The sequence below is a fragment of the Psychrilyobacter sp. genome (assembly GCF_037132775.1).
Classification (GTDB): Bacteria; Fusobacteriota; Fusobacteriia; order Fusobacteriales; family Fusobacteriaceae; genus Psychrilyobacter.
Genome location: NZ_JBAHZY010000091.1, coordinates 1 through 12,676, shown reverse-complemented (window position 1 = coordinate 12,676; position 12,676 = coordinate 1). Strand labels below are relative to the sequence as shown.

Genomic DNA, 12,676 nt, shown 5'->3' with positions numbered 1-12,676 from the left:
ATAATACTTTTGAGATTGCTGCTGTCGTTGTTGTCTTTCCATGGTCTACATGACCTATTGTTCCAATATTTACATGTGGTTTACTTCTGTCAAATTGCTCTTTTGCCATTGTTAAAGCCTCCTAAAAATTTTAATTTATTTTTGAAATTATATTATGACCCCATGGCCTAATTCACTATTTTTTAAAAAAAAATCCACACCCTCCCCTTAAATATTTAGTTTAAGAAATTTGTGTAGTTTTAAAATGGTGGTTGGAGAAGGATTTGAACCTTCGAAGGCTGAGCCGGCAGATTTACAGTCTGCTCCCTTTGACCACTCGGGAATCCAACCACGAGTATTTTATATCTCTCACAGAGATACGATTTATTATATAAAATAATACAAATTTTGTCAATTATTTTTTTAAGATTTTATATAAATTTGATCATTTTCAATAACTATTTTTACTTTTCCTTCTTTTTGTAGGATATTTAAATATTTAAATAATTCCACCTCATTTCTTTGAAGTAATTCAACCATCTCATGAATACTATACTTTCTTTTAGCTAGCATATTTAAGATAAGCTTTTCTAATTTTTCACTGTATTTTGGAAATTCCTCCCTAGAGGTATATTTTTTTATGATTTCTACTGAATCTAAACCATGATTTATAAAAAAATCTTTGATTTCGGACAATCTTTTCATAGAAGCTGGTTTTATCTCTTTTATAGCTCCAGGTCTAGCCAGAGTATTCAATTGAATTACAGTTATTTTTTTATCTTTGAGATATTCTACAAATTTTTCCAACTCCTCTACTCCATCATTTATCCCCTCTACTATAAAAATCTCTAAATATACTTCTTTTTTGGTTGTTGATAAAAATTTAGTCATCCCATCTAAGATATCTTTAATAGACAAACCTTCGATAGGTCTATTTATCCTTTTAAATCCATCCTCTGATATAGCATCTAAGGATGGAATAATTAGATCCGCCTCCTCCAAAGCTTCCCTTACACCTAAATTATTTAGAAGACTAGAATTAGTTATTACTGCTATCTTACCACTATATATCTTTCTTACTTTTTTTATGATTATACCTAGATCTTTATTTAATGTTGGCTCTCCACTTCCTGAAAAAGTTATATAATCAGGAGTTAGGTTTTGTAATATATCTTCAACTTCCCCTATCAACCTATCTATATCTATATCTATATAGCTATCTCTCGTGTTATAAAATTTAGTTGTGGATCCGCATTCACAGTAGATACAATCCAAATTACATGTTTTAGACATAACCAGATCCACACCTAGAGAAACTCCTAATCTCCTAGAAGGTACTGGTCCAAATATATATTTATACAATTTTATCCCCCTTTTTTACAGTTTTACCTTCCCTAATACCAATGAATATATAGTCGATGCTAATTTCAGTGGATTATGTCTTACAGTCTTATTTTCGCTGATCTCAATCAATGGTTCTTGAATTATTTTAAGTGAATATCTTTTTAGATTTTCCAAATCTATCTTTATCTCCTTAACATTTTGTTCTTTATATTTTTCCAAAATATCATTTGGTATTTTTTTATTGTTCACAATGACTGAATTAAAAAATTCCATTCCTACGTGGTAATATATAGCTTTAATATGATCTCCTACACTATAACCTGCAGTCTCTCCAGGTTGCTCCATAGCATTGGATACATATATTTTCTGAGCCTTTGATCTTAATATGGCATCTTTTATTTCCTCTATTATTAAATTTGGCATAATGCTAGTATATAGACTCCCAATCCCTACTATGACCATATCGGCTTTTTCTATTGCCTCTATAGTCTCTTGAACTGCCTTGGGGGTTTTGTCAAAATATACTCTTTTTATTTTTTTGTTGACAGTTGGTATCTTAGATTCTCCTACCACTATCTCACCATCTTCCATCTCTGCAATCAGAGTGCAGCTACTAGAGGTCGCTGGCAATACCGTCCCCTTTATATTCAACACTTTATTTAATGCTTTTATTCCGTCTACTATATTCCCTTCTAAATTTATCATGGCTGTCAGCATAAGGTTCCCTACTGCGTGCCCAGCCAGGTCACTTGTCCCACCAAATCTATAATTTAAGAGCTCTTCCCCTTTACTTTCAAATTCACTTAGTGCTATCATAACATTTCTTATGTCTCCTGGAGCCGGAATATTAAATTCCGTTCTGAGTCTCCCTGAAGATCCTCCATCGTCTGCTACCGTAACTATGGCAGTTATATCCAAGGGGAAATATTTTAATCCTCTTAGCAGATTAGAAAGTCCTGTTCCTCCTCCTAATACTACTATCTTTGGTTTTTTTTCCATAATTATCTCCCTTTTTTACATTAATACTTTAAGTATAGCACAAGATTATTTTATATAAAAATAAGAGGATGATTCATAACTCGACTTGTACAAAAAATAAATAAAAAAATAGACACTCTTTAGTGTGAAATTGTAATTACCACAAAAACAATTTAAACAGGGAATGCCTATCTATGAACATTTTATCTTTAAATTCTGATTTTAACAAGTATTTTTCTCAAATTAATTTTAAATTTTCTTTACTCAAAGAAGACATCTATCTACTTTTTTAGAAAGAGCACTTACTAAATTTAGTATTCAAAAAAGAGGCTTAATCCTAGTTGGAACAGCCTCTTCTCTATATTTTTATTTGATTTATTATTTTAACTCTTCCAATAAACTTCTATTAGATTTAATCATGGTTTTCACCATTAATTTGTTGACAAGTTGATACCATTTATAGGTCATACCTTCCATACCTTTAACAGAATCTACTACCATCTTCTTTAAAAATTCTAATTCATCGAAACTCATTCTGATTTCAGTTATAGCTTTTTTACCACATTCAGCTTTTAAGTATGTTAAAAAGTCTAATACACCTTTCATTTGAGGGTTATTTTCAGAACCCATTTGTTTTTGAATTTCCTCTACAAATTTACCTAAAAACTTTTTATTATGTTTAGAAATTTTTACAGCATGTTTTCTTTTTCCTTTTCCTATTCTTTGCATAGCATTTTGGATACCCATCATACCTGACATATTTCTCATTTGTATTCCATTCATATTTTGCCCTTTCATATTACCTCCATTATTTTACTTTCCCGATTATTTTTTCTATCTTTATTCGTGTGATGTGACCCTCCCGTAATATCTTAGGAGTACTTCTCATATCGATTATAGTTGACTCTACACCTTTAAGCGTTTCATTATCGTCTACTACTATCTCTACTCTAGATTTTATTTTTTCACTTAGTTCATCATATGATTTAGGACTCGGTTCCCCTGATATATTGGCACTTGTAGTAGCTAGTATTCCCCCACAGCTTTCTATAATTTTTATAGAAATTTTATGATTTGGGATTCGTACCCCTACACTGCTACCATTAGATACCATATTAGGAGGGATTATTCTCTTCTTATCTAAAATTATCGTTAGCCCTCCAGGCCAAAAGTTTTCTATTAATTTTTCTATTTTCTCTCTATTTAACTCATCTATTACAGCAATTTTATCCACATATTTTTTATCACTTAAAAGTGCTATCAATGGAGATTTTTCACGTCTCTCTTTTACTTCATAAATTTTATCCAATGACTTTTTTACCTCAACACTTGCTCCCAATCCATACACTGTATCGGTGGGATAAATTATTAGAGCTCCGTCAGCTACCATATTTGAAATTTTTTCATAATTTAAATTATTGTTTTCAAATAATTTTTTCATAACTACCTCTTTTTTTTATGACATTTATTTAACATTTTATCATATTTTACGATTTTCCTCAAGATAGAAAGAAAAAAGGAAGTCCAAAGACTTCCTTTTCAAACTATTTTGTTATTTCAAATAATTCACTGATTGATCTATGTTCAATTACTCTTTTTATTCCTTCAGCAAATAATTTATCTACAGATAAAATCTTAATCTTAGAAATTTTCTTCTCTTCAGGTATCTCAATAGTATCTGTGATTATAATTTTCTTAAGCGGTGATGCGTCTAATCTTTCCATTGCAGGTCCTGAGAATACTGCATGAGTACAACATGCATAAGAAGCTACTGCTCCCATGTCCATGATAGCTTGTGCTCCATTAGTGATAGTTCCAGCTGTATCGATCATATCATCTATAAATATAGCTGTTTTCCCCTCTACCTCTCCTATTATATTCATGATCTCTGACATATTAGGTTTTGGTCTTCTCTTGTCTATGATTGCAATTTTACAGTTTAACCATTTAGCTAATTCTCTAGCTCTTTTTACCCCACCGATATCTGGAGATACTACTACTACGCTATCTCCCTTTAATCCATGTTCGATAAAGTTTTTCGCTAAAAGAGGTAATGCCTTAAAATGGTCTACTGGAATATCAAAGAATCCTTGGATTTGATTGGCGTGTAAATCCATAGTCATTACTCTTGTAGCTCCTGCTGTTGTAAGTAAATTAGCCACTAACTTAGATGTAATAGGCTCTCTTGGGCTGGCCTTTCTATCCTGTCTAGCATATCCATAATATGGCATAACTACAGTGATTTCTCTTGCTGAGGCTCTTTTTAATGCATCAATAAATATTAATAATTCCATTATACTTTCATTTACTGGCTCTGATGTTGGTTGAATTATAAATACATGACAACCTCTAACAGTCTCATGAATCTTAGTAAGAACTTCTCCATCAGCAAATCTAAGTATCTCTGACTTTCCTAAAGGTACTCCTAAATGTTCTGCAATCTTACTTGCTAAACTAATATTTGATGTTCCAGTAAAAATCTTTATATTCTTGGCATTCTTAATCATGGTTATTTAGTCCACTCCTTCTTAATAATCTGTCTCCCCCTAGCCACTGCTAATGCTCTAGCAGGTACATCTTTAGTAATTACTGACCCAGCTCCTATTACTGCTGAATCCCCTATATTGATAGGTGCTACTAATTCCGTATCACTTCCAATAAATACATTTTTCCCTATTATTGTTTTATGTTTATTAATCCCGTCATAGTTACAAGTTATGGTTCCTGCTCCTATATTGGTATTTTCACCTATTTCAGCATCTCCTAAATACGACAAATGCCCAGCTTTAACGCCTTTCTCTAATATACATTTTTTGGTCTCAACAAAGTTTCCTATGTGCACCTCTTCTTTAAGGTGAGTTTTAGATCTTAGATGAGCAAAGGGTCCTATAGTAACCTTATCTTCCACTATTGATTCCTCTATTACCGATGATTCTATCCTTACATTTCTACCTATTTTAGAATCTATTATTCTAGTATTTCCTATAATTTCTGTATTTTCCCCAATAACAGTTTTTCCACAAAGAACTGTTCCTGGATAAATAATTGTATCTTTACCTATTTTTACACTGTCTTCTATATATGTAGTTTGTGGATCTATCAAAATCACTCCCTCTTCCATTAGAGTAACATTTTTTCTCATTCTTAGAACTCTTTCTGCTTGGGCTAACTGAACCTTAGAGTTAACACCTAAGATCTCTTCGTTATCCTCTAAAATAAAGCTTTCTACTACTTCTTTTTGCTCTACCTGAATCTTTATTACATCGGTCAAATAATATTCCCCTTGGGCATTATTGTTATCCATTTTAGACAAAGCCTCAAATAATTTTTTACTATTAAATACATATACGCCTGCATTTACTTCTTTTATAGACTGAATCTCAAAATCAGCTTCTTTTTGCTCTACTATGGCTTTTACCAAACCATTCTTTTTTACTATTCTTCCATATCCAAACGGATCTTCATAGATAGATGTTAATATAGTTGTCGTTGCCTTGGTAGCTGTATGCTTGTCATAAAGCTTCTTCAAAGTTTCTGACCTTAATAGTGGTGTATCTCCACATACTACCATTATATTTCCAACATAATCCTTTAACATATCTTTCGCCATCATTACTGCATGACCTGTACCTAATTGTTTCTCTTGAACAACATAGATATTTTCCTCTCCTGCACTTTTTAAAACAAGCTCTTTTTCATGTCCTAATATTAATATGTTTTTTTCTACCATCAATTCATCTAGTATATCAATTATTTTTTTTACCATGGGTATCCCATTAACCTTGTGAACAACCTTTGGTAAGTTAGAATTCATCCTTGTACCTTTTCCTGCTGCTAATATAAGTGAAACCAATTTCATCATCTATCACTCCTCAGTTCATTACCTAGAAGTATAGCATATTCGTCAGAATTTTTCAATTTTTTAAGATGTACTTTACATTTCAACATTTTGATCACCCACACTCTATTTCCAGTGATTTCGTCCTATAATTATTACCATTTCCATTCTATTTATACTTAATAGCTACATATTTTTTAAAATTAAATTTCATATGATTTTAAAGCAATAAAATAGAAAGCCAGCGAAATTCGCTGACTTTTTATTTTATATTTTATGCTTTGAAAAATATTTAGTATGCAATAACTCATGAGCTTTATGACTCAATGGCTTTCCTAAATGATTTTTATAAAGATCTTGTACAAATTTATTTTCATGAGATTTTCTCAAAATTTTGTTATCATCTATATTTTGAAGTCCTGCTGCTCTTCTAGTAACTACACTAAAATCACCATGATGGAAAGGTTGTCCTCCTCCACCTACACATCCACCTTTACATGCCATTATTTCTATAGCATGATAATTAGCTTCTCCTGCTCTTATCATATCTAACATTTTTCTAGCTTCTCCTAAACCGTGAGCTATTCCAATATTAAGATCTAAATCTCCCACTTTTATAGTAGCTGATCTGAACCCATCAAATCCTCTTAAAGCTTTGAAATTAACTTCTTCTAAAGTTTCTCCAGTCACCCATTCATATGCAGTTCTAGTAGCAGCTTCAATTACCCCACCAGTTCTACCAAATATAACTCCAGCTCCTGTATATTCTCCTAATGGGCTATCAAATTCAGAATTTTCTAATATTCTTAAATCTATATTAGCTTGCTTTAATAACTTAGCTAATTCTCTAGTTGTGATAGAATAGTCTACATCTGGATTTCCATCTACTTTAAATTCATCTCTAGAAGCCTCGTATTTTTTAGCTAAACATGGCATTACAGATACCACAATAAGATCTTCCCTTGCAATTCCCTCTTCCTTAGCCCAAATTTCTTTAGCAATTGAACCAAATATTTGTTGAGGTGATCTAGCTGAAGATGGTACATCTAACATATCTGGATAGTTATGCTCAAAGAATTTTACCCATGCTGGGCAACAAGAAGTTAATAATGGCAATTTTACTTCCTTATCTCCTGCTAAAAATCTTTCCAATCTATCTTTAAATTCAGAAGCTTCTTCCATGATAGTAACATCTGCAGCCCATGTAGTGTCAAACACTTCATCAAATCCTAATTGTCTAAGCCCTGTTACCATTTGACCTTCTACATTCACTCCTGGCTTTCCTCCAAATTCTTCACCTAAAGCTACTCTTACAGCAGGTGCAACTTGAACTATTACTTTTTTCTTAGGATTGGCTAAATCTTTAACTAACTTCCAAGTATGATCATTTTCATGTAGTGCTCCTACTGGACATACAGCTACACATTGACCACAGTAAGTACATACACTGTCTTCTAAATTTTGCTCAAATGCCGGTGCAACTACAGAAGTAAATCCTCTGTTCACGCCTGATAATACTCCTACAGTCTGAACTTCATTACACATAGTTTCACATCTTCTGCACATAATACACTTATCCATATCCCTTATAATAGAGGCGGAGTAATCAGGTCTATATGTAGACATTTCTCCTTCAAATCTCACTTCTCTTACACCTAATTGGACAGCTAAATCTTGCAATTCACATTCTCCATTTTTAGAACATGCCAGACAATCCTTAGGATGATCTGATAATAGAAGTTCCATTAGAGTTCTTCTTTTTTGCATTACATTCATTGTATTAGTCTTTACTATCATTCCTTCATGAACTGGAGTAGCGCAAGAAGGTGCTAAGTTTCTTCTACCTTCTACTTCTACAATACATATTCTACACGATGCACAGTCATTTTTATAACCATTCCCACCAATCTGTAAATGACACAATGTAGGAATAGAGATTCCTAGTGATTCAGCGGCAGAAAGTATCGTTGCTCCCTTGGGAACTGCTATTGATTTACCATCTATAATAACATTTATTAATTCCATTAGTTTTTTACACACTCCCTTTTTTAGAATAGGCACAGACCCTACTCTTATTGATTTCGATTATCCTCTGTCTATAGCCCCAAATTTACACTTATCATAACAAGCTCCACACTTGATACATTTAGAAGCGTCGATTACATGCATTTCTTTTATCTTTCCTTCAATACAATTAACCGGACATACTCTAGCACATGCTGTACATCCTATACATTTATCATTGATTGAATAAGTTAATAGATCCTCACATTTTCCTGCTGGACATCTTTTGTCTACAACATGGGCTACATATTCATCCCAGAAATTATTTAACGTCGAAAGAATAGGGTTAGGAGCAGTTTGACCCAATCCACATAACGATGTATCCTTTATAGTTTCACTTAGTTCTCTCATTAACTCAAGGTCTTCCATAGTTCCATTTCCTTTAGTTATCTTTTCTAACATCTCTAACAATCTCTTGTTTCCAATTCTACATGGTGTACATTTTCCACAAGATTCTTCTACCGTAAATTCTAAATAGAATTTAGACACATTAACCATACAGTCATCTTCATCCAGTACGATCATTCCACCAGACCCCATCATAGAACCAATTGCTGTTAATGAATCAAAGTCAATTTTAACATCTAAATCTTTTTCAGTAAGACACCCACCAGATGGTCCTCCTGTCTGAACAGCTTTAAATTTCTTTCCATCTCTGATTCCACCACCAATCTCAAAGATTACCTCCCTAAGAGTAGTTCCCATAGGCACTTCTACTAGACCTACATTATTTATTTTCCCTGCTAGAGCAAATACTTTAGTTCCAGATGACTTTTCTGTTCCTATGCCTTTATACCATGTTCCACCATTTAAGATGATTTCTGGAATATTAGCAAAAGTTTCAACGTTGTTTACGTTTGTTGGTTTTCCCCAGTATCCCGATTCTGCTGGGAATGGAGGTTTTGAAGTAGGTTCTCCTCTTTCTCCTTCCATAGAATGGATAAGAGCAGTTTCTTCACCACATACAAATGCTCCGGCCCCATATTTAATCTCAATATCAAAATCAAATCCTGAATTTAAGATATTATCTCCTAACATCCCATATTCTTTTGCCTGAGCCATTGCTTTTTTCAATCTATTTATAGCTAGCGGGTATTCAGCTCTTATATATACTAATCCTTTAGTTGCACCAGTAGAATATCCACAAATTGTCATTGCTTCGATTACAGAATGTGCATCTCCTTCTAAGATCGATCTATCCATAAATGCTCCCGGATCTCCCTCATCTGCATTACATACTACATATTTTTGATCTGCATCATTATTTAATGCAAACTGCCATTTTAAACCTGTAGGGAATCCTCCTCCCCCTCTTCCACGGAGACCAGATAGTTTCATTTCATCGATTACTTCTTGCTGAGTCATCTCTGTCAATACTTTACCTAATGCCTGGTATCCTCTATTTCCAAAATACTCATCTATATTTTCTGGATCAATTAATCCACAGTTTCTAAGAGCTATTCTTTTTTGTTTTTTATAAAAATCCATATGATCAGAATCTTCTATTCTTTTTTTCGTAACAGGGTCTCTAAATAATAAAGTCTCTATCTTTTCACCTTTAATTAAATCTTCTTCTACTATTCTTGCAACATCCTCAGGTTTTACCTCTACATAGAATGTATTGTCAGGAACGATCTTTACGATTGGTCCTTTTTCACAAAATCCAAAACATCCTGTTTTAACTACCTGTACCTCTTCACTCATATTTTTTTCTGCTAACAAATTTTCTATATTTTCTGCTATCGTTCCAGCTTTCGACGACATACAGCCCGTCCCTCCACAAATTAGGACATGTTTCTTATAAGCCATTAATTTTACCTCCTAAAATTAGTGATTACACCTTTTCGTACCGTCATTATCTACTAAAAACTTCTCTATTTCTGAGGTGTTTTTAAGGTATTTTTTTACAAGTTTTACAGCTTCCTTATAATCTACATTTCCAAAAACTACATTTCCCTTGTCAGGGATAATAATTTCTAAACTTGGAAAGTTTCCTCCGTACCCTAAAAATTCTGTCTTGTAAAGAGCTATATTTTCTATATCTTCTATTTCAATCAGATCAACTATAGAATTTATAACTAAATCGGCATTTTTTATTGCTATTTTATCTTTCGACGACAACCCTACCTTTATTTTAATTACATTCTCTAAATCTTTTCATTTTTTTCTGATTTTTATTAATTCTTCACACTCTTTTCCTTTTTTTAATAATTGTTCCATTGAAGTTATCTTTTTAGACATCTTTGATCCCCCCACCTTATTTATATTTTGCTAACAGTCCTTCTATATCACGGGCTTCATCTTTACCGAATACCTCTTCCCCAACCATTACAACAGGTGCTAATCCACAAGCTCCTACGCATCTTAAGGCATCTATTGAGTACATTCCATTCAGTGTAGTTTCCCCAGCTTTAATTCCTAATCTATTCTCTAAATCTTTTAACACTTTATCCGATCCTCTTACAAAACAAGCCGTTCCCATACAAACTGAGATAGGATATTTCCCTTTAGGAGTCATTGTGAAGAACGAATAAAAGCTAACTACTCCATATATTTTAGCCAAAGGTAAATCCAATCTATCTGCTACAAATTCTTGAATCTCCTTTGGAAGATATCCAAATATTTCTTGAGCCTTATGTAGGACCGAGATTAGTGCTCCCTTTTTTTCGGGTAATCCAACTATAAATTCATCTAATTGGTTAAAACATTCTTGCTTTAACGTATTTTTACAAGACATTTTGCTCCTCCTTCTAATTATAAGCCAATTATGTTAACCATAATCCATTAGTTATTAATTTCACTTTCAAATAACATTATACAACATTTTCTTTTTTTTGTTAAGCTTTTTTTAAAAAGTGTGTGTTAAACAAACAGTTCGACCTACATTAAGGTGATCAAACTAATAAATAATTAAAAAAATATAACTTGTTTCTTAAGAAAAAATATTTAAAATTCAAAATAAATCAACCTTTTTTTATTATCAACCTACAATAACACCACTAAATATTTGAAGCAAAGTTTATCTTAAAGTATACACCATAATGTTTTTATATTCCTTTTTCTTTTTTTATTAAATTTCAATTAAGCTTTAAATATAAAATATATATATAAATATTAAGTAAATTATAATTTTTAAAATCCACATTTTAGAAGTTTTATTTTATCTTGAACATTTTTTTAATCTTTATTTAAAACCAATTTATTTACATGGTGCGGTAGAATACTTAAATCCTATAAAAGGTTCCCGTTGATTTTTCTTAACCGCTTTTCAAAACTAAAGTTAATATCATTTCATCATAAAAAATACGGCGATCTATATTCTAAATCCCTAACAAGATTAACTCTTATAATTTTCTAGACAATAAAAAAAGGTTACTACAATCTAATGCAGTAACCTTTTTTTTCTTTTCATTTCAAATTTTCATAAGCTTCGTTTATTTGTTTAAACTTCGCTTCATATTTATTTCTCGTTGCCTCATCTAAATTATTAGCTTTATCTGGGTGATATTTTCTTGCCATCCCTCTATAAGCTTTCTTTATTTCTTCTGGGCTTGCATCCTTATTCACTCCTAATTCAGCATAATATTTATCCTTGTTTACAATATAACCAGGATGACCAGAATGTGTTTGTCTTTGATAGTTTCCACCAGCTGCATTTCTAAAAAAGTCTTCAAAATCTTGAGTATTCCCAGAATTTTTATTTTTATAATAATATGTTCTTGTAGTTCTTTGTGACTGTTTTTTTCCAAATATCATTCTCAATACAATTGATATTATAATAAGTGGTAAAAATGTAATAAAAACTGATCCAAAAAAGAAAATCAACACTGAAACTATCGCTATTACTGGTAATGCTCTTAAAGTATTTTTTAATCCTGTAAATAACAGTGATATCGCAGCTATAAAAGCTAATATATAAATCATTTTTTTATTCCTCCTAGATCTTTCTAGTATTTTTATAACCCAAAGATCTCATCACAATTTTATAAGAGTAAATTCTATATCCACTCTTTTTAACTCCTTAATTTTGATTAATAACACATTTAGTATCTTGATATTATACCTTTATTTACAAAAAGTGTCAAATATATAAAAAAACCAGGAACAAATCCTGATTAAAATTTTATTTGGTGGAGATAAGCGGGGTCGAACCGCTGACCTCCGCAGTGCAAGTGCGGCGCTCTCCCAACTGAGCTATATCCCCAAAGTTGAGTTTAGCAAGTTCCTATTCTCCCAAGGGGCTGCCCCCTAAGTACTTTCGGCGTTTATGGACTTAACTTCTGGGTTCGGAATGTGACCAGGTGTATCCCCATAGCTATTCTTACTAAACATATGGCGCTTCTTGCAGGACTTGAACCTGCGACAACTCGATTAACAGTCGAGCGCTCTACCAACTGAGCTAAAGAAGCTTGTTGAAAGACTTGGCAAGTTCCTATCCTCCCAAGGGGCTGCCCCCTAAGTACTTTCAGCGTT

General features: G+C 32.4%; 12 protein-coding genes, 3 tRNA genes and 1 rRNA gene. All 16 read right to left on the bottom strand.

What is annotated here, in order from left to right; all coding sequences use genetic code 11:
- Nucleotides 1-109, bottom strand: a 109-nt coding sequence (locus V5784_RS06155; protein ID WP_336888161.1) for a GTP-binding protein, incomplete at its 3' end; no start/stop codon positions are given.
- Nucleotides 110-245: 136 nt separating this feature from the next.
- Nucleotides 246-330 (bottom strand) — tRNA-Tyr (locus tag V5784_RS06150).
- Nucleotides 331-402: 72 nt separating this feature from the next.
- The gene (locus V5784_RS06145) at nt 403-1,341 is read right to left on the bottom strand and encodes a radical SAM protein (protein WP_336888158.1); all 939 of its coding nucleotides are present in this window, start codon (nt 1,339-1,341) and stop codon (nt 403-405) included.
- Between the two features lie 15 nt (nt 1,342-1,356).
- Nucleotides 1,357-2,322, bottom strand: a complete 966-nt coding sequence (locus V5784_RS06140) for a YvcK family protein (RefSeq protein ID WP_336888157.1) — start codon at nt 2,320-2,322, stop codon at nt 1,357-1,359.
- 357 nt (nt 2,323-2,679) lie between these two features.
- Complete coding sequence (locus V5784_RS06135; RefSeq protein WP_336888156.1) at nt 2,680-3,099, bottom strand: hypothetical protein; 420 nt, start codon at nt 3,097-3,099, stop codon at nt 2,680-2,682.
- A gap of 10 nt (nt 3,100-3,109) precedes the next feature.
- Nucleotides 3,110-3,742 (bottom strand): L-threonylcarbamoyladenylate synthase, encoded by a 633-nt coding sequence (locus V5784_RS06130; RefSeq protein ID WP_336888155.1) that lies wholly within the window; start codon nt 3,740-3,742, stop codon nt 3,110-3,112.
- Nucleotides 3,743-3,845: 103 nt separating this feature from the next.
- Nucleotides 3,846-4,805, bottom strand: coding sequence for a ribose-phosphate diphosphokinase (locus V5784_RS06125; RefSeq protein ID WP_336888160.1), 960 nt, complete (start codon nt 4,803-4,805; stop codon nt 3,846-3,848).
- 5 nt (nt 4,806-4,810) lie between these two features.
- Nucleotides 4,811-6,160 (bottom strand): bifunctional UDP-N-acetylglucosamine diphosphorylase/glucosamine-1-phosphate N-acetyltransferase GlmU, encoded by a 1,350-nt coding sequence (gene glmU, locus V5784_RS06120; protein ID WP_336888159.1) that lies wholly within the window; start codon nt 6,158-6,160, stop codon nt 4,811-4,813.
- A 246-nt stretch (nt 6,161-6,406) separates the two neighbouring features.
- The gene (locus V5784_RS06115) at nt 6,407-8,164 is read right to left on the bottom strand and encodes an NADH-dependent [FeFe] hydrogenase, group A6 (RefSeq protein WP_336888154.1); all 1,758 of its coding nucleotides are present in this window, start codon (nt 8,162-8,164) and stop codon (nt 6,407-6,409) included.
- A 60-nt stretch (nt 8,165-8,224) separates the two neighbouring features.
- Nucleotides 8,225-10,012 carry an NADH-quinone oxidoreductase subunit NuoF gene (locus V5784_RS06110; RefSeq protein ID WP_336888153.1) on the bottom strand — a complete coding sequence of 596 codons (1,788 nt, stop codon included), beginning with the start codon at nt 10,010-10,012 and terminating at the stop codon, nt 8,225-8,227.
- Nucleotides 10,013-10,030: 18 nt separating this feature from the next.
- On the bottom strand, nt 10,031-10,324 hold the full coding sequence (locus V5784_RS06105; RefSeq protein WP_336888152.1) for a hypothetical protein: 294 nt from the start codon (nt 10,322-10,324) through the stop codon (nt 10,031-10,033).
- A gap of 136 nt (nt 10,325-10,460) precedes the next feature.
- A complete protein-coding gene (locus V5784_RS06100; RefSeq protein ID WP_336888151.1) occupies nt 10,461-10,940 on the bottom strand; it encodes an NAD(P)H-dependent oxidoreductase subunit E in 480 nt (159 codons plus the stop codon).
- Between the two features lie 671 nt (nt 10,941-11,611).
- Nucleotides 11,612-12,127: a DnaJ domain-containing protein gene (locus V5784_RS06095; protein ID WP_336888150.1), complete on the bottom strand. Its 516-nt coding sequence runs from the start codon at nt 12,125-12,127 to the stop codon at nt 11,612-11,614.
- A gap of 204 nt (nt 12,128-12,331) precedes the next feature.
- Nucleotides 12,332-12,407, bottom strand: a tRNA-Ala gene (locus V5784_RS06090).
- Between the two features lie 8 nt (nt 12,408-12,415).
- Nucleotides 12,416-12,532, bottom strand: a 5S ribosomal RNA gene (rrf, locus tag V5784_RS06085).
- A 4-nt stretch (nt 12,533-12,536) separates the two neighbouring features.
- A tRNA-Asn gene (locus V5784_RS06080) sits at nt 12,537-12,612 on the bottom strand.
- Nucleotides 12,613-12,676: the final 64 nt, after the last annotated feature.